Origin of the sequence: Bradyrhizobium japonicum USDA 6 (genome assembly GCF_000284375.1) — a bacterium.
Lineage (GTDB): Bacteria > Pseudomonadota > Alphaproteobacteria > Rhizobiales > Xanthobacteraceae > Bradyrhizobium > Bradyrhizobium japonicum.
This window is the reverse complement of sequence record NC_017249.1, coordinates 2,762,817-2,780,616: the sequence shown is the minus strand read 5'-3', so window position 1 is coordinate 2,780,616 and position 17,800 is coordinate 2,762,817. Positions and strand designations below refer to the sequence as shown.

17 protein-coding genes are annotated in these 17,800 nt (G+C 64.2%); 10 read left to right on the top strand and 7 right to left on the bottom strand.

What is annotated here, in order from left to right:
• The first annotated feature begins 6 nt into the window (after positions 1 to 6).
• Positions 7 to 3,159, top strand: coding sequence for an efflux RND transporter permease subunit (locus BJ6T_RS13000; protein WP_014492829.1), 3,153 nt, complete (start codon positions 7 to 9; stop codon positions 3,157 to 3,159).
• A gap of 275 nt (positions 3,160 to 3,434) precedes the next feature.
• Here the strand turns inward: BJ6T_RS13000 and BJ6T_RS12995 are convergent, their stop codons facing one another.
• Positions 3,435 to 4,607, bottom strand: coding sequence for an MFS transporter (locus BJ6T_RS12995; protein ID WP_014492828.1), 1,173 nt, complete (start codon positions 4,605 to 4,607; stop codon positions 3,435 to 3,437).
• A 62-nt stretch (positions 4,608 to 4,669) separates the two neighbouring features.
• Between BJ6T_RS12995 and BJ6T_RS12990 the strand changes: the two genes are divergently transcribed.
• Both BJ6T_RS12990 and BJ6T_RS12985 read left to right on the top strand, forming a co-directional pair.
• Positions 4,670 to 5,521 (top strand): AraC family transcriptional regulator, encoded by an 852-nt coding sequence (locus tag BJ6T_RS12990; RefSeq protein ID WP_014492827.1) that lies wholly within the window; start codon positions 4,670 to 4,672, stop codon positions 5,519 to 5,521.
• A gap of 367 nt (positions 5,522 to 5,888) precedes the next feature.
• Positions 5,889 to 7,241: a malonyl-CoA decarboxylase gene (locus BJ6T_RS12985; protein WP_014492826.1), complete on the top strand. Its 1,353-nt coding sequence runs from the start codon at positions 5,889 to 5,891 to the stop codon at positions 7,239 to 7,241.
• Between the two features lie 300 nt (positions 7,242 to 7,541).
• Here BJ6T_RS12985 and BJ6T_RS12980 read toward each other — a convergent pair whose 3' ends face one another.
• The 6 genes from BJ6T_RS12980 to BJ6T_RS12955 form a co-directional block, all read right to left on the bottom strand.
• Entirely contained in the window at positions 7,542 to 7,829 is a 288-nt protein-coding gene (locus BJ6T_RS12980; protein WP_014492825.1) for a GIY-YIG nuclease family protein, read from the bottom strand.
• Positions 7,830 to 8,205: 376 nt separating this feature from the next.
• The gene (gene tarD / locus BJ6T_RS12975) at positions 8,206 to 9,375 is read right to left on the bottom strand and encodes a D(-)-tartrate dehydratase (RefSeq protein ID WP_014492824.1); all 1,170 of its coding nucleotides are present in this window, start codon (positions 9,373 to 9,375) and stop codon (positions 8,206 to 8,208) included.
• A gap of 124 nt (positions 9,376 to 9,499) precedes the next feature.
• Positions 9,500 to 9,757, bottom strand: a complete 258-nt coding sequence (locus BJ6T_RS12970) for a DUF3297 family protein (protein ID WP_014492823.1) — start codon at positions 9,755 to 9,757, stop codon at positions 9,500 to 9,502.
• Positions 9,754 to 10,230, bottom strand: coding sequence for a glutathione peroxidase (locus BJ6T_RS12965; protein WP_014492822.1), 477 nt, complete (start codon positions 10,228 to 10,230; stop codon positions 9,754 to 9,756). Before BJ6T_RS12965 ends, BJ6T_RS12970 begins: the two co-directional genes overlap by 4 nt.
• 2 nt (positions 10,231 to 10,232) lie before the next feature.
• Positions 10,233 to 11,633 carry an amidase family protein gene (locus tag BJ6T_RS12960; RefSeq protein WP_014492821.1) on the bottom strand — a complete coding sequence of 467 codons (1,401 nt, stop codon included), beginning with the start codon at positions 11,631 to 11,633 and terminating at the stop codon, positions 10,233 to 10,235.
• 252 nt (positions 11,634 to 11,885) lie between these two features.
• Entirely contained in the window at positions 11,886 to 12,143 is a 258-nt protein-coding gene (locus tag BJ6T_RS12955) for a DUF6894 family protein (RefSeq protein WP_014492820.1), read from the bottom strand.
• A 247-nt stretch (positions 12,144 to 12,390) separates the two neighbouring features.
• Between BJ6T_RS12955 and pqqA the strand changes: the two genes are divergently transcribed.
• From pqqA to BJ6T_RS12920, 7 genes are all read left to right on the top strand, one after another.
• Positions 12,391 to 12,471, top strand: coding sequence for a pyrroloquinoline quinone precursor peptide PqqA (gene pqqA / locus BJ6T_RS12950; RefSeq protein ID WP_007595659.1), 81 nt, complete (start codon positions 12,391 to 12,393; stop codon positions 12,469 to 12,471).
• A 124-nt stretch (positions 12,472 to 12,595) separates the two neighbouring features.
• Positions 12,596 to 13,525: a pyrroloquinoline quinone biosynthesis protein PqqB gene (gene pqqB / locus BJ6T_RS12945; RefSeq protein ID WP_014492818.1), complete on the top strand. Its 930-nt coding sequence runs from the start codon at positions 12,596 to 12,598 to the stop codon at positions 13,523 to 13,525.
• Positions 13,522 to 14,301: a pyrroloquinoline-quinone synthase PqqC gene (pqqC, locus tag BJ6T_RS12940; RefSeq protein WP_014492817.1), complete on the top strand. Its 780-nt coding sequence runs from the start codon at positions 13,522 to 13,524 to the stop codon at positions 14,299 to 14,301. The genes pqqB and pqqC overlap by 4 nt, the downstream gene beginning before the upstream one ends.
• 11 nt (positions 14,302 to 14,312) lie before the next feature.
• The gene (gene pqqD / locus BJ6T_RS12935; protein WP_014492816.1) at positions 14,313 to 14,624 is read left to right on the top strand and encodes a pyrroloquinoline quinone biosynthesis peptide chaperone PqqD; all 312 of its coding nucleotides are present in this window, start codon (positions 14,313 to 14,315) and stop codon (positions 14,622 to 14,624) included.
• On the top strand, positions 14,621 to 15,814 hold the full coding sequence (gene pqqE, locus BJ6T_RS12930; protein WP_014492815.1) for a pyrroloquinoline quinone biosynthesis protein PqqE: 1,194 nt from the start codon (positions 14,621 to 14,623) through the stop codon (positions 15,812 to 15,814). Before pqqD ends, pqqE begins: the two co-directional genes overlap by 4 nt.
• A complete protein-coding gene (pip, locus tag BJ6T_RS12925; protein ID WP_014492814.1) occupies positions 15,804 to 16,790 on the top strand; it encodes a prolyl aminopeptidase in 987 nt (328 codons plus the stop codon). The genes pqqE and pip overlap by 11 nt, the downstream gene beginning before the upstream one ends.
• A 141-nt stretch (positions 16,791 to 16,931) precedes the next feature.
• Complete coding sequence (locus tag BJ6T_RS12920; RefSeq protein WP_014492813.1) at positions 16,932 to 17,609, top strand: DUF4286 family protein; 678 nt, start codon at positions 16,932 to 16,934, stop codon at positions 17,607 to 17,609.
• The last annotated feature ends 191 nt before the right edge of the window (positions 17,610 to 17,800 follow it).

Sequence of the window (17,800 nt, the reverse complement as noted above, 5' to 3'; positions counted from 1 at the left end):
CCAGCCATGATCTCAAAATTCTTCATCGAGCGGCCGGTCCTCTCGAACGTCATCGCGCTCCTGATGATCCTGATCGGCGGCGTCGCGCTGTTCAACCTCGCGGTCGCACAATATCCCGACGTGGTGCCGCCGACGGTGCAGGTCACGACGCGCTATCCCGGCGCCAGCGCCAAAACTGTGATCGACACCGTCGCACTGCCGATCGAGCAGCAGGTCAACGGCGTCGAGGACATGCTCTACATGCAGTCCTACAGCGGCTCCGACGGCACCTATACGCTGACCGTGACCTTCAAGATCGGCACCGACCTCAACTTCGCGCAGGTGCTGGTGCAGAACCGCGTCTCCAGCGCGCTGTCGCAGCTGCCGACCTCCGTGCAGAACCAGGGCGTCACCGTCCAGAAGAAATCGACCTCGATCCTGCTGTTCGTGACGCTCACCTCGCCGGACAAGACGTTCGACAGCCTTTATTTGAGCAACTACGCCACCATCAACATCCGCGACGAGCTCTCGCGCCTGCCCGGCGTCGGCAATGTCACGGTGTTCGGCGCCGGCCAGTATTCGATGCGGGTCTGGCTCGATCCCAACAAGCTGCAGGTCCGTGACCTGGTGCCGCAGGACGTCATCAACGCGATCCAGCAGCAGAGCCAGCAGGTCTCGGCCGGCCAGGTCGGCGCACCGCCGACGCCGCCGGGCCAGGCGTTCCAGTACACGCTCAACGTCAACGGAAGGCTCGACGACACCACCCAGTTCGAGAACATCATCGTCAAGACCGGCACCAGCGGCGACGTCACGCGCGTGCGCGACGTCGGCTGGGTCGAGCTGGGCGCGCAGACCTACAGCCAGATCTTCTCGCTCAATAAGCAGCCCGCCACCGGCATCGGCGTATTCCAGTCGCCTGGCGCCAACGCCCTCCAGGTCGAGCAGGCCGTCGAGAAGAAGATGGTGGAGCTCGCCAAGCGATTCCCCGAAGGCATCAAATACGACACACCGTTCGACACCACCAAATTCGTGGAGGCCTCGGTGCACGAGGTCTACATGACGCTGATCGAAGCCGGCCTTTTGGTGCTGGTCGTGATCCTGGTGTTCTTGCAGGACTGGCGCGCGATGCTGGTGCCGGCGACGACCGTACCCGTCACCATCATCGGCGCGTTCGCGGCGATGGCGGCGCTCGGCTTCACCATCAACATGTCGACGCTGTTCGCGATCGTGCTCGCGATCGGCATCGTCGTCGACGACGCCATCGTCGTGGTCGAAGGTGCCGCGCACAACATCGAGCAGGGCATGAACGGCCACGACGCAGCGATCAGGGCGATGGACCAGCTGTTCGCGCCGATCGTCGGCATCACCCTGGTGCTGATCTCGGTGTTCCTGCCGGCCTCGTTCCTCGCCGGCCTAACGGGCCGCATCTACTCGCAATTCGCGCTGGTGATCGCGGCGACCGCGCTGCTATCCGCCATCAACGCGGCGACCTTGAAGCCGACGCAATGCGCGCTCTGGCTGCGGCCGGCGGTGCCACCGGAGCAACGCAATTTCTTCTACCGCGGCTTCAACAACGTCTATAACCGGGTCGAGCGCGGCTATACGCGGCTGATCACCTTCCTGGTCAGGCACGCCACCGTGTCCGTCGCGATTGCCCTGGTGCTGATCGGGATCGGCGGCTACGGCCTGTCGCGGGTGCCGACCGGCTTTCTGCCGATCGAGGACCAGGGCTATCTGATCGCGGCCGTGCAACTGCCCGACGGCGCTTCGCTGGAGCGAACCCAGGCGGTGCTCGACAGGTCCGCCGATATCATCAAGGACATGCCGGGTGTCCAGCAGGTCATCACCATCGCCGGCATCTCTGCGCTCGACAACAGCGCCAGCCTTGCCAATGCCGGCGTCGCCTACATCATCCTGAAGGACTGGTCGGCGCGCAAAGGGCCCGGCGAGGATCTGCGTTCGCTGGTCTACGGGCTGAACGACAAGCTCGCAACCATCATGGAGGCACGCACCCTGGTGTTGCCGCCGCCGCCGATCCAGGGCATCGGCAACGCGGCCGGCTTCTCGATGCAGATCGAACTGCGCGACGGCAACAGCGATTTTGCAAAGCTCCAGGCCATCACCGGCGCGATGGTCGCCAACGCCCAGAGCCAGAGCGCGCTGCAGCGCGTATCGTCTTCGTTCCGCTCGTCGGTGCCGCAGTTCAACGTCGAGATCGACCGCATCAAGACCCAGACGCTGCACGTCACCACCGATCAGGTGTTCGCGGCGCTGTCGACCTATCTCGGCTCGTCCTATGTCAATCAGTTCAACAAGTTCGGCCGCGTGTTCCAGGTCTATACCCAGGCCGATCCGGCGTTCCGCGTCACCGAGCGCGATATCGCCAACATGCAGGTGCGCAACTCGAACGGCGACATGATCCCGATCGGCACCGTCGCCACGATCACGCCGGCCACCGGCCCGTCGCTGATCAGCCTCTACAACCTCTACCCTTCCTCGACCATCGTCGGCCTGCCGGCGCAGGGCTATTCGTCAGGTCAGTCGCTGAAGCTGATGGAGGAGATCGCCGACAAGACGCTGCCGCCGGGCACGGGCTATGAGTGGACCGCGATGTCCTATCAGGAGAAGGCCGTCTCGAACCAGATCTACTGGGTGTTCGGCCTTGCCATGCTGCTGGTCTATCTCGTGCTCGCCGGCCAGTACGAGAGCTGGTACGCGCCGATCTCGGTGATCCTGGCGGTGCCGCTGTCGCTGATCGGGCCCATGCTGGTCCTCAACGCGTTGAAGATCGACAACAACCTGTATTGCCAGATCGGCCTGATCCTGCTGATCGCGCTGTCGGCCAAGAACGCGATCCTGATCGTCGAGGTCGGGCTCGAGCTGCACGGCCGCGACGGCAAGCCGGTGCTGGAATCCGCGATCGAGGCGGCGCGCGCCCGCTTCCGGCCGATCCTGATGACGTCGTTCGCCTTCATCCTCGGCGTGGTGCCGCTGGTGATCGCGACCGGCGCCGGCGCCAGCGCCCGCAAGTCGATCGGCATCACCGTGTTCTCCGGCATGCTGGCCTCGACCTGCCTTGCGGTGCTGTTCGTGCCGGCCTTCTTCGTGGTGGTGCAGCGGTTCGAGAACTGGCGTTCGTCGAAGAAGACGCCGAAGCCGGTGGCGGAGGTGAAGACCTAGGCATCGTCCGCGCAAGCCTGCTCGAACAAGAAAGTCGAAAACAACCCATGCACAGTAGAACGGCGCTGATCGCATTGGGCTTTTTGGACCGCACCGGCGTTTGACACGTCGGGCAAAACACCGGCAGAATGGCATTGTGGGCGAGGTGCACGATGCGCCGGTCCATCCCCCGTCATTGCGAGCGGAGCGAAGCAATCCAGAGTCCCTCTGCGGAGACAGTCTGGATTGCTTCGTCGCTACGCTCCTCGCAATGACGAGCGGAGAGAGCCCCGGCGTCACACCGCCTGCGGCGTCCTGATCTCGCGCGGCAGGATGATCGCGGCGGCGATTGCGAGCAGGCAGAGCGCGGCGAAGGCGTGCAGCATGGTGACGAAGCCGCCCTGCTCGTAGAGCCAGGCGACCAGGCCGACGGAGGCGCCCGCGGCGGTGAAGCCGATGAAATAGCGTACCGCATAGGCGCGCGAGCGCCATTCCTCGCTGGTGTATTTGCCGACCATGGCATCGTTCACCGTGACCTGCCCGAACGCGCCCATGACGATGCCGATCGAGACCAGGATCAGCGGCAGATTGGACAGGCTCGCGGCGAGATAAAGGAACGGCGCCAGCATGAAGGACAGCGGCAGCGCCACCGTCTTCAGCGAGTAGCGGTCGAGCAGCCGGCCGATCGTGTACTGGGTCATCGCGCCGAACACGTAGACGCAGGCGGCGATGACGCCGAGCAGCGCCGGGCTCTTCGTCAGGTCGGCAAGCCGTTCCGCGAACAGCTTTGGCAGCGCGACGGTCACGGCATTGAAGGTCGTCGAGATCGCGATCACGACGATCAGCAGCGACAGGATCACGCGCCACATGTCTTTCTTCGCCACGCGCGCCTGCGCCGCCGCCTGCTTCGAGCCCTTGCGATCCTCGTGCACGACCATCATCGCAAAGGCGATGCCGATCATGATGGTGACGACACCGGGCACGATGAAGGCAGAACGCCAGCCGAGATACTGGCCGATCACGCCGGTGACCAGCGCGGACGAAGCAACGCCGAGATTGCCCCAGACGCCGTTGATCCCCATCTCGCGGCCGAGCCGGTCGGCATAGGACACGATCATCGCGGTGCCGACGGGGTGATAGATCGAGGCAAAAATGCCGATCGCGAACAGCGCCGCGCCGAGCTGTGCCGGGGTCTGCACGAAGCCGACCGAGATCATGGAAGCACCGATGCCGACGAAGAAGATCAGCATCATGTGGCGGCGGCTCCAGCGATCCCCTAACCAGCCGGTGAGCAGCGAGCCCGCGCCGAAGGCGACGAAGCCGGGCGTCGCGTAAGGCAGAAGTTCCGAATAGGCCATGCCGAGCGCCGGCCCCATGATGATCACGGCGGCGGCGAAGATCAGCATCGAATAATGGTCGATGAAATGGCCTGCGTTGACGAAACTGATCACCCGGCTGGGGCTGTTCATTTCCCGAATCCTCTCCTGCTCCGAAATGAGTTATATGTCCTGGGCATGACGGGATGCTGCCAATGACTGTCTTGGAAACGCCAATTCTCAGGGAGGTCCGGAGCAACCATCGCTCGCCAGCGGGCGTGCATCTGGTTGCGCGCGACTATCCCAAGGGCATGCGGATCGATCCGCACCTGCACCGTGAGGCGCAGCTGATCTATGCGGCGAAGGGCACGATGCAGGTGACGACACCCGGGGGACGCTGGCTGGTGCCGCCGGACCGCGCCGTCTGGGTGCCCGCCGGGCTTGATCATTCGCTCGATTTGCTCGCCGACATCGAGATGCGCACGCTGTATTTCGACCTGTCCTGGCTGAAGCGCCAGCAACGCTATGAGGGGCTGACCAAGGAATTCGTGGTGCGGGTATCGCCGCTGCTCAACCAGGCGATCCTGGCGCTGTTCGATGCCCGCAACACCGAGGAGCGCACCGAGCTGCTGGTCCGCCTGGTGATGCTGGAATTGCACCAGGCCGAGGATTCCGCGACCTTCGTACCGCTGCCGCACGAGCCGCGCTGCCGGCGCGCCGCGATGATCGTGCTCGACGATCCCACCGGCCTGCACGACATCGACACGCTGGCGCGCGAGGTCGGAACCTCCGCGCGCACGCTGTCGCGGCTGTTCTCGACCGAGACGCAACTGAGCTTCAAGAGCTGGTGCCAGCGCGCAAGGGTTGCGGCAGCAATCCAGCGGCTGTCGACCGACGCCAATGTGTCGGTGAAGCAGCTCGCCACCCAGCTCGGCTATGCCAGCGTGCCGGCGTTTTCGGCAGCATTCCGTCAGGTGACGGGGCGGACGCCGACGGAGTTTGCCACGCACTCGGTGTCATCGCCCGGCTTGACCGGGCGATCCAGTACTCCGAGACGGCGCAGCTAGCACCGGGAAGCCACGGCGTACCGGATGCCCCGTTGGCGCGGGGCATGACAGGCCGTAGGGTGGGCAAAGCGAAGCGTGCCCACCAATTCTTTCGCAGCTGTCGAGACATGGTGGGCACGGCGCAAGTGCGCCTTTGCCCACCCTACGGCAGCGAGTGAACCGATAGGTCCCGGCGTACTGGATGCCCCGGTCAAGCCGGGGCATGACAGCGGTTGTGGAGCGCAACGGCCCTCGCGGGGCATGACAGCTTTCCAGGTGGCGCATGGCACCACGAAAGATACAAAATTCCCCTGCTTGATTGTGATCGGCTTCCGCCTAAATCCCGTGTAAGCTTCCGCAGCGCACAAACCGGAATCGAAAAGACCAGATGGCCAACGCCTTCTTCTCAGATCTGCTCGCCACCATCTCCGATCGCGGCCGCACGCTGCTGCGCCGCGGGGACTCCGCCGACACCAAGCACGATGCCGAAAGCCTGATCGAGCTCTGCGGTGCGCTGCTGTCCGGTCGTGGCGAAGCTTCGGGCACTGCCATGGCGCGTGAGGTGCTCGACATCTACCAGGAGTTGGATGCGGCAGGACGCCGCGCCTTCTTCGAAGCCCTGGTGCGTGATTTCGGCCCCGATCGCGAACGCCTGTCCAAGGCGATCGAAAAATGGCGCGCCAGGCCTAGTGACGAAGACGCGAGCTCGCTGCACTTCGCCTCCGAGCCGCGCCGGCAGGAGCTGATCCGCCGCCTCAACCGCGCGCCGGGCGGCACCGGCGATCTCGTCAACATGCGCGCCGATCTGCTCGGCATGATGAACGGTCACACCGATCTCGCCGCGCTCGATCGCGACGTCTCGCATCTTCTCTCGTCGTGGTTCAACAGGGGGTTTCTCGTGCTGCGCCGGATTGACTGGTCGACCCCGGCCAACATCCTCGAAAAGATCATCCGTTACGAAGCCGTGCACGAGATCAGCGACTGGGACGACCTGCGCCGCCGCATCGATCCGGTCGACCGGCGCTGCTACGCCTTCTTCCATCCCGCCATGGTCGACGAGCCGCTGATCTTCGTCGAGGTGGCGTTGACCGAGACGATCCCCGGTGCGATCGCGCCGCTGCTGGCGGTCGATCGCCAGCATCTGCCGATCGAGCGCGCGCGCACCGCGGTGTTCTATTCGATCTCGAACACCCAGCGCGGGCTTGGCGGCATCTCCTTCGGCAGCTTCCTGATCAAGCAGGTGGTCGAAGAACTGCGCCGCGAGACGCCGAAACTCGACACCTTCGTGACGCTGTCGCCGGTGCCGGGCTTCATGCAATGGGTGAAGCAGGACAAGGACCTGCCGCTGTCGGACGAGGACCGCGAGATCCTGAAGCGCCTCGACGATCCCAAATGGTTCGAGAACCCCGAGACGACCACGCTGCTCCGCACCGTGATCGAGCCGCTCGCGGCCTATTACTTCCTGAAGGCGCGCACGCCGAAGGGCAAGCTGATCGATTCCGTCGCCCGCTTCCACCTCGGCAATGGCGCACGGCTCGAGCGCATCAACTGGCTCGGCGACCTCTCGCCGAAAGGCGCGCGCGAGTCCGCCGGCGTGATGGTCAACTACCTCTACCGCCTCGACGACATCGAGAAGAACCACGAAGCTTACGCCAATGACGGCGAGGTCGTGGCGTCGAGCGCGGTGAAGAAGCTGCTCAAGGGCGAGGGACGCAGGCTGCTGGACATGCGGTTGTCGTAGAGGGCCGGCAGGCCTGCAGCACATCGTCATTGCGAGCGCAGCGAAGCAATCCAGACTGCCTCCCGGGAAAGATCCTGGATTGCTTCGCTGCGCTCGCAATGACGGAATATGTGGCTACACCTTGCACAATCCCAGCCCACCGTCCGTCGTAGCCGGGACGCCGCTCCCTCCACCGTCATTGCGAGGAGCACTTGCGACGAAGCAATCCAGACTGCCTCCGCCGAGAAACTCTGGATTGCTTCGATCGCAATGACGGAATGAGGGGCGCCCTCTCGCCTACCACCGCCACTCCCCCTGTAGTCAGATCAGCGTCTCGTAGAGATCCGTCCAGTCCGGATTGGCGCTCTCGATCAGCGCAAGCTTCTTCGCTCTGCTGCCCCCCTTGATCTGCTTCTCACGCGCAATCGCATCGGTCATTGTCGCGTGCAGTTCGTACCAGACGAGCAGCTTGCAGCCGTATTTTGACGAGAAGCCCTTCACCAGGCCCTCATGATGCTCGAACGCGCGGCGCGGCGGATTCGAGGTGACGCCGACGTAGATCGTCCCACTGCGGCGATTGGCGAACATGTACACGCAAGGCTGCTTCATGATTGCGCTCGATCAACGAGAGTATTCACTCTATCACAACCAAGAGATGATCGCGAGCAGCATCTGCAATAGGCATGATAAAAAAACGCAGATCTCTCCGCCGTCATTGCGAGGAGCACTTGCGACGAAGCAATCCAGACTGCCTCAACGGAAAGATTCTGGATTGCTTCGCTGCGCTCGCAATGACGGAGTGTGTGGCAGCACCTGACGCAATCACTGGCCGAGGTCTACAGGCGCGGGGTATCGGCACGAGACGCCGCTGTCTCCACCGTCGTTGCGAGGAGCACTTGCGACGAAGCGATCCAGACTGCCTCAACGGAAGGATTCTGGATTGCTTCGCTTCGCTCGCAATGACGGAGAGTGTTGCCGCAGCCCCCTACTCCGCCAGCGCCTTCATTTCCTTGTAGAGATCCGACTTGCCTTCGAAGCCGATGCCCGGCAGGTCGGGCATGGTGATGTGGCCGTTCTCGACGCGCACACCATCCGGGAAGCCGCCGTAGGGCTGGAACAGGTCGGGATAGCTCTCGTTGCCGCCGAGGCCGAGGCCGGCGGCGATGTTGAGGGACATCTGGTGGCCACCGTGCGGGATGCAGCGGCTCGGCGACCAGCCGTAGGTTTTCAGGACCTCCAGCGTGCGCTGGTATTCGCAGAGGCCGTAGGACAGCGCGCAGTCGAATTGCAGCCAGTCGCGATCCGGGCGCATGCCGCCGTAGCGGATGAGATTGCGCGCGTCCTGGTGGCTGAACAGGTTTTCGCCTGTCGCCATCGGGCCCGGATAGAATTCGGCGAGTGCGGCCTGCAGCGCGTAGTCGAGGGGATCGCCGACCTCCTCGTACCAGAACAGCGGATAGTCCCGCAGCATCTTGGCGTAGGCGATGCCGGTCTCGAGATCGAAGCGGCCATTGGCGTCGACCGCGAGCTGCGCGTCCTTGCCGATCTCCTTCAGCACCGCCTCGATGCGGGTGCGGTCGTCTTCGATCGACGCGCCGCCGATCTTCATCTTGACGACGTTGTAACCGCGATCGAGATAGCCGCGCATCTCGCCGCGCAGCATCGAGAGATCCTTGCCGGGATAATAATAGCCGCCGGCGGCGTAGACGAAGACGCGCGGATTGGCGCTCACGCCGTGCCGTTCGGCGAGCAGCCGGAACAGCGGCTTGCCTGCGATCTTCGCCACTGCGTCCCACACCGCCATGTCGATGGTGCCGACCGCGACCGAACGCTCGCCATGGCCGCCCGGCTTCTCGTTGGTCATCATCGCGGCCCAGACCTTGTCGGGGTCGAGATTGTCACCGGCCGCATTCAGCAGCGCGTTCGGGTCGGCCTCCAGGATGCGCGAGGCAAAGCGCTCGCGGATCAGGCCACCCTGCCCGTAGCGGCCGTTGGAATTGAAGCCGTAGCCGACGACGCGCTTGCCGTCGCGGACGACGTCGGTGACGACGGCGACGAGGCTCGTCGTCATCTTGGTGAAGTCGATATAGGCGTTGCGGATCGGCGATGAGATCGGCTTCGTGATCTCGCGGACGTCAACGATGCGGACGGACATGGGCTTGGCCTTTCACTTTCGTCATTGCGAGGAGCAAAGCGACGAAGCAATCCAGACTGTCACGGCGGAAAGATTCTGGATTGCTTCGCTTCGCTCGCAATGACGGGGAGAGAGCGCAGTGCGCTTACTTCTTGTCTCGAAAATACGGCTCGACCGGACCATGCACCTTGATCGTCAGCGGGTTGCCGTAGCGGTCCTTGGCGTTTCCGGCGGTGACGCGGACCCAGCCTTCGCTGATGCAGTACTCCTCGACATTGGTCTTCTCGACACCCTTGAAGCGGATGCCGACGTCGCGCGAGAGAATATCCGCGTTGTAATAGGGGCTGTTCGGGTCGACCGACAGGCGGTCCGGAAATTCGTCGCTCATGATTGTCTCGCTCATAACAGGGTCTCGATTTGCTGCCGCAATCCTTCGGGACGGGCGGTCGGCGCGTAGCGCGCGATCACCTTGCCGGCACGGTCCACGAGGAATTTGGTGAAATTCCATTTGATGGAGGCGCCCAGCAGGCCGGATTGCTGGCGTTTCAGGTACTCATACAGAGGGTGCGCGTGGGCGCCGTTGACGTCGATCTTCTCGAACAGGGGAAAGGTGACGTCGTAGTTGGTCGAGCAGAATGCCTGGATCTCGCTCGCCTGCCCCGGCTCCTGCGCGCCGAACTGGTTGCAGGGGAAGCCGAGCACCGAGAAGCCGCGCGGCGAGAGGTCGCGATAGAGATCCTCCAGCCCGCGATATTGCGGCGTGAAGCCGCATTTGCTCGCGGTGTTGACGATCAAGAGCACCTGCCCCTCGAAACGGCGCATGGGCACCTCCTCGCCGAGAAGCGAGTTGGCCTTGAAGTCGTAGATCACAGACATCGCTAACCCACGGGATCGATCGGCGACGGCGGCACGCCGCCCGCCTCGATCGCTTCGCCCGCGAGCAGACACAGATCCTCGCGATAGCGGCCAGACACGATGTGCACGCCGACCGGCGCCTTGCCGACCAGACCGGTGGAGACCACGAGGCCCGGCAGTCCCATGAACGGGGTCGCGATTTGCGGCATCTGCGCCTCCCAGACGCGCTCGAAGGATTCGTTGTCCTTGCGGTCGAGATGATCCGGAAACGGCAGCTCGCCGGACACCGGCGTGAGCACCACGGCATATTTTTCGAAGAACAGCATCCAGTCGCGCGTCAGCGTGGCGCGGCGCGTCAGCGCCTTGGCGTAGTCCGCCTGGTCCATCGGCGTGACCTTGGCGCGATTGCCGCGCAGGCAGGCCAGCGCACCGGGATCGCCTTCACGCTCAGCCATCTCCAGCTGCGCCTCATAGCCGTCGCCAAGCCAGAGTTTTCTTTGCCACTCGACCGCCTCGCGCATCGGCGGCGTGTTCTCGATGACCTCGACAGTCCAGCTGGCGCGCTCCAGCCGCTTGCCGGCGTCAGTCACGGCCGCCTTCACCTCCGGTTTGGTCGCAAGCCCGTCCGGGTTGAGGCAGAGCGCGGCGCGCTTCGGCCGCGCGGGGCCCTGCAATGGGACCGGCACGAACCAGGGGTCGCGGATGTCGCGGGCTGACATGGCTTCGAGCGAGATCCTGAGATCGTTGACGGTGCGCGCCAGCGGGCCCGACACGGCCATGATCTGCGGCCCGATCGGACGCTCCGGCAGCGCCGGGTTGAAGGCGGGGATGCGGCCCAAGGTCGGGCGCAGGCCGTGCACGCCGCAGGCATAGGCGGGATATCGGATCGAGCCGGCGATGTCGGTGCCATGGGCGATATGGCCGATGCCGGCCGCGACCGCCGAGCCGGCGCCGCCGGACGAGCCGCCCGGCGTCAGCGAGGCGTCGCGGGGGTTCTTGGTGTCGCCATGGACCAGATTGGTGGTGAACCAGCGATAGGAGAAGGCCGGGCAATTGGTGCGGCCAAGCAGAATGGCCCCCGATTTGCGGAAATTGGCGACCACCGGATTGTCCTCGCGCGCGATCAGGTCGCGCTGGAGCTTCAGGCCGTTGGTGGTGGCAAAGCCTTCCTGGTCGACATTGGCCTTGATGGTGACGGGCACGCCGGCGAGCACACCGGGATCTTCGCCCCGGGCGATGGCGGCATCGACGGCGTCAGCCTGCTTGAGCACGTCCTCCGGCCGGTGGTCGATCACCGCGTTGAGCTGGGGATTGACGGCGTCCAGGCGGGCCAAACCGGCCTTGGCTGCCTCCCTGGCGGAGACCTTTTTGGATTTGACGAGGGTCGCGAGGTCGGCGGCCGACAGGCGCCAGAGATCTTGCATGGCTTGCTCCGTTTAACCGGCGTCTTTTAGCGCCGGGAATGCAGCAAAGCCATGCGGATTTCGCGGGGAGGAAGAGCTGTCACTACGGGCGCGCTGCAACCTCTCCCGCTTGCGGGGGAGGTCGACGCGCGAAGCGCGGCGGGTGGGGGCTCTCTCCTCATTGGGAGTCTCTCTGCGGAGATACCCCTCCCCAACCCTCCCCCGCAAGCGGGAGAGAGAGCGCACTTTCGCCCTGACTGAGTTCAGCCGAATTCAATGCCTGGTCGCGGACTCGTCCGGTATGTCCAGCAGGGCCTCGGTGAAGGGGAATTCGAGCACGATCTCCCCGTCGTCGTCGGTCACCTCGATGACGGCCTCCATGAGCGCCGGCTGGGCGCCCTCCGACTTCACCACCTCCAGGATCATCTGGCGGGCGACCTCCCAGGCGCGATCGGGGTTACGCAGGTCCTCTCCGTCGGGATCCACGATCAGTTCGTCGCCGATGCGGGTGTTGAAGAAGTATCTGGGCATCACGAGGGTCCAACTTGGCAGGCCTGTACCGGATTGAAAGCTGCACTGCACTCACAACTGCTTTATCAGGACAGGGTTCGCGACCGAATGCGCCCTGCGCAAGGCAGCATCACGGGAAGTGATGTTCCACCATCATTTTCGCGGCGCAACATGGCTTTCTCGGGAAGATTTCACTAGCGAACTTTTCCGCTCGCATTACTTTAACCGTCGGGCGGATACGTCCGAATTCGTGAAATGGAGAGCCAAAATGGCCTGGAAAGCCCCGAAGATCGTCGAAGTGCCCTGTGGCATGGAAATCAACATGTATGTGAGCGCCACCCGCAAGTAAGCGGTTGGTGGTTTCTGCGCAGGTGGATCTTTCGGTCACGATCGGTTTCCGGAAGACACGAACTTTGTCGGCATCCGTGTCGGCCTGAGATCCACCTCGCGACGTTCCCTCCAGGAGACGTATTATGCTTCGCGTCGTCGTCCTGGGCGCCGGGGCCGGCGGCGGAGTCCCGCAATGGAATTGCGGGTGCGAGGGCTGCCGGGCGGCCCGTGAAAATGGCCATGAGCTTCAGAGAACCCAGGCCTCGGTCGCGTTCAGTGGCGACGGCGAGCACTGGTTCCTGATCAACGCTTCCCCCGATCTTCGCCAGCAATTGAACGCCACGCCGCAGCTGCATCCCAAGGCCGGCGCGCTGCGCCATACGCCTGTTGCAGGCGTGATCCTGACCAACAGCGAGGTGGATGCGGTCGCGGGCCTGCTGTCGATGCGCGAGGGCTCGCCCTTCACGGTCTATGCGCATCAGAAGGTGCTGGCGATCCTGAAGAGCAACAGCATCTTCAACGTGCTGAACGAGAAGAACGTGCAGCGCCAGCCGATTTCCATCCACGAGCCGTTCGAGCCGCGGCTGCCTGATGGCGCGCGCTCGGGGATAGAGGTGCTGCCCTTCGCGGTGCCCGGCAAGTCGGCCTGGTATCTGGAAGGCAAGGCGCATCCCGGCGGCGAGAGCGGCGACGGCGATACGCTGGGCCTGAAGATCACGGACAAATCAACCGGCAAGTGCTTCTACTTCATCGCCGCCTGCGCCGAAGTGACCGACGCGCTCAAGGCCGAGATCGACGGCGCCGCGCTGGTGTTCTTCGACGGCACGGTCTGGCAGGATGACGAGATGATCAAGGCCGGGCTCGGCCAGAAGACCGGCAAGAGCATGGGCCATGTCGCGATGTCCGGTCACGACGGCGCGATCGCGCGCCTCGCCGACCTCACTCTCGACAGGAAGATGTTTCTGCATATCAATAACTCGAATCCGGCGCTGCTGCCCGATACGCCGGAGCGTAAAGCGCTCGAGGCCGCGGGCTGGCGGATACCCGCCGACGGAACGGAGATCGTGCTGTGAATGCCGCGTCCATGACTGGAATGACTGCGCTCTCGATCGGCAAGGACATCAGGCTCAACTCGTCCGAGGAGCTGGAGGCGACGCTGCGCCACATTGGTGCTACGCGCTATCACAGCCTGCATCCGTTCCATAAGCTGCTGCACGGCGGCAAGCTGAACAAGGGCCAGGTGCAGGCCTGGGCGCTCAACCGCTACTATTACCAGAGCACGATCCCGATCAAGGACGCCGTGGTGATCTCGCGCTTCCGCGACCGCGCCACGCGGCTGGAATGGCGCCACCGTATCGAGGACCATGACGGCGACATCGGCTCCGAGGGCGGCATCGAACGCTGGCTGAAGCTGACCGAAGGCCTCGGCCTCGATACGGCCTATGTGGAATCGACCGAAGGCATTTTGCCGGCGACGCGCTTCGCGGTCGAAGCCTATGTCCATTACTGCCGCGAGAAGAGCCCGCTGGAGGCGATCGCCTCCTCGCTCACCGAATTGTTCGCGCCGAACCTGCACGAGGAGCGCATCTCCGGCATGCTGGAGCACTACGACTTCGTCAATCCTGATATCATGAGCTACTTCAAGCGGCGGCTGGCGCAGGCGCCGCGCGATGCCGGCTTCGCGCTCGACTACGTCAAGGCGCACGCCACGACGCCGGAGCAGCGCGCCTCCGTCTGCAACGCGTTGATCTTCAAGACCAACGTGCTGTGGGTGCAGCTGGACGCGCTCCAGCACGCCTATGTCGAGGGCCACATTCCGCCGGGCGCGTTCGTGCCCAAAGCGAGCTGAGGATCAGAGCAATGGCCGGGCCGCGGAACATCAGCGTCAGCGAGGCAAGCCGCCCGGTGCTGCCGCGGCATGCCAAGCTGAAATATGACGAGACGCGCAAGGTCTGGGTGATCCTGGCGCCGGAACGGGTGCTGGCGCCCGACGAGATCGCGGTCGAGGTCTTGCAGCTCTGCAATGGCGAGCGCAATGTCGGCGACGTCGCCGACCAGCTGGCCGCGAAATACGCCGCGCCGCGCGAGGCGATCCTGGCGGACGTCATCGTCATGCTGCAGGATCTCGCCGACAAGGGCTTCCTCACCGAGGCCCGGGAGAAGACGTCATGAGCGATGTGCTCCCGACCGTCCCGCCTCACGCCAGCGACAGTCTCGCGGTGCTGGAGAAGAGCCGCTCGACCGCGGAGACGTTCGGCATTCCGCTCGCCGTGCTGCTCGAGATCACCCATCGCTGTCCGCTGCAATGCCCCTATTGCTCCAACCCGGTCGAGCTCGACCGCTCCGGCAAGGAGCTGACGACCGAGGAGTGGAAGAAGGTCTTGAGCGAGCTCGCCGAGATCGGCGTGCTCCAGGTGCATTTCTCCGGCGGTGAGCCGACCGCGCGGAAAGACCTCGTCGAGCTGGTCAAGCACGCCAGCGACGCCGGCCTCTACACCAATCTGATCACCTCCGCCGTGCTGCTGACGCGCGAGCGGCTGAGCGAGCTGGCGGATGCCGGGCTCTGCCATGTGCAGATCTCTTTCCAGGGCGTCGAGGAAGGTATCGCCGACCGCGTCGCCGGTTACAAGAACGGTCATCGCAAGAAGCTCGAAGTCGCGAAATGGACCCGCGAGCTCGAGCTGCCGCTCACCGTGAACGCGGTGATGCACCGGCAGAATTTGCATCAGCTCCCCGACATCATCCAGATGTCGATCGATCTCGATGCCGACCGGCTCGAGGTCGCCAACGTCCAGTATTACGGCTGGGCGCTGAAGAACCGCGCCGCGCTGATGCCGACCGTGGCGCAGCTAGATGAATGCACCCGCATTGTCGAGGAGGCGCGCGAGCGGCTCAAGGGCACACTCGCCATCGACTACGTCGTTCCCGATTATTACGCGCTGCGGCCGAAGAAGTGCATGGGCGGCTGGGGCCGGCAGTTCTTCAACATCTCGCCCGCCGGCAAGGTGCTGCCCTGCCACGCCGCCGAGAGCATCACCGGGCTCGAGTTCGAATCCGTGCGCTCCAATCATTCGATCGCCTGGATCTGGCAGAACTCGGATGCCTTCAACCGCTATCGCGGCACCGGCTGGATGAAGGAGCCGTGCAAGTCTTGCGAATTCCGCGAGATCGATTTCGGCGGCTGCCGCTGCCAGGCCTTTGCGCTGACGGGCGACGCCGCCAACACCGATCCCGCTTGCGCCCTGTCGCCGCTGCACGAGACCATCTTCAAGCAGGCCGAGCGCGAGGCCGAGGGCGAGACCAACCGCTTCCTCTATCGCAATTTCGCCGGCGGCACTCTGGAATCCGGGAATGATGCCTGACGCCGACGCGGCCGCATCCGCCAAACGTGCCGATCCCTTTGCGCCGCTGACCTCCGACATGCTCGACGTCGGCGACGGCCACGAGCTCTATGTCGAGAGCGTCGGCCGCGCCGACGGCATCCCCGCGATCTACCTGCATGGCGGCCCCGGCAGCGGTTGCCAGCCGGATCACCGCCGGCTGTTCGATCCCGACCGCTTCTGCGCCGTGCTGTTTGACCAGCGCGGCTGCGGCCGCAGCCGTCCGAAGGGATCCCGCGAGCACAACACGACGGCGCATCTGATCGCGGACATGGAGAAGATCCGCGAGAAATTCGGCTTCGACCGCTGGATGGTGGTCGGCGGCTCCTGGGGCGCGACGCTGGCATTGGCCTATGCGCAGGCGCATCCCGCGCGCGTCTCCGGCATTGCGCTCCGCGCAACCTTCCTGGGCACCCGTGCCGAGGTCGAAACCGCTTTCACATCGCGCCTGTCGCAATTCTATCCGGCGCTCCACGAGGATTTTCTGAGCGTGCTGCCGCCCGATGAGCGCGCACAGCCGGTGGACGCCTATTGGCGCCGTATCCTCGATGCCGATCCGGCCGTGCATGGTCCCGCGGCGCGGGCCTGGCACGACACCGAGCGCGTCTTGTCCGAGCACAAGGCGGCCAAGACGCGGCTGGACCTGGCATCGCTGAACGTGTGGCGCACGCTGCCGGCGACGCCGTTTATGGAGGCGCATTATTTCGTCCACGACAGCTTCATGACGGACAACCAGCTATTGCGGAATGCGGGCAAGCTCACCGGCATTCCCGGCATCATCGTGCAAGGCCGCTACGATCTGTTGTGCCCTCCCGAGACATCCGAGCGGCTTGCGAAAGTTTGGCCGGGTTCCGAGATTCGGATCGTGGAAGAAGCCGGACATTCGCTCTATGATGCCGGCGTGCGGGACGCGGTCATGAAGTCGATTGCCGATCTCGCGTCGAAAGCCGCGCGCTAGATCGATCTCCTCATCCAGAAGAGCGCTCCAAGGGAGCGCGTCTAAGGATAAGGCCGAGATGTAGCAGCGGCTCCTTCATGGTTCGAGACGCGCGAAGGCGCGCTCCTCACCGTGAGGGTCTGAATGGGAAGGACAAGAACAATGCCGCTCGCCGGGCAAGGCATGCTGCTGACGTCGATGAACATCGACGTTCCAGATGAGGCCGATTTCAACCGCTGGTACGATCGCGAGCATCTGGAAGAGCGCGTCGCGATCGAGGGTTTCCTGGAGGCGCGGCGCTATGTCGCGCATGCCGCCAACCCCAAATATCTCTCGCTGTACTCGACCGCGACGCTCGAGGTGCTCGACAGTCCCGCCTACCGGGCCCGCCTCGCCAACCAGACCGAATGGTCGCAGCGGACCATGGCGAATTTCAAGAACATGCTGCGCGTGGTCGCGCGCATCACCATCAGCAAGGGCACCGGCCGCGGCGCAGCGCTCGGTGTGGTGCGGCTGCGGCCGAGCACCGACAACGCGGGGACATGGCGTGATGCACTGCACGAAAAGCTGACGCCCGGGGAGCGCGAGGGCATCATCTCGATGCATCTGCTCGAAAGCGAGCCGGAATTGTCGGGCGCAACGGCCGACATTCCAGCTGTGCACAATGAGGGCGCGCGCGACTGGTTCGTGCTGATCGACGGCACGCATGTCGGCGCGGTCTCCGCCGTCATTGCCGAACGCTTCACCGGCCCCGCCGCATCGCCCTTCCCGCTTCCCGTCTCAGTCGGCACTTACAGCCTGATGTGGGATCTCGCGAAGAGCGATATCGCGCCCGGCTAGCGGCCATCTGCAACGCAACATATTGCACCGCACGCATCATGCGTGCGGCCGTTAATGCTGAGCGCGCGCAGCACCTATGAAAGCAGGTGATCGCGTAAATTTGCCGTTGTACTTCGGAACGGTTCTAATAAGCTAACCCAATGACGTCATTCATAAACCAGATCGACGCGCATTAGCGTTCGCCAAGCTCA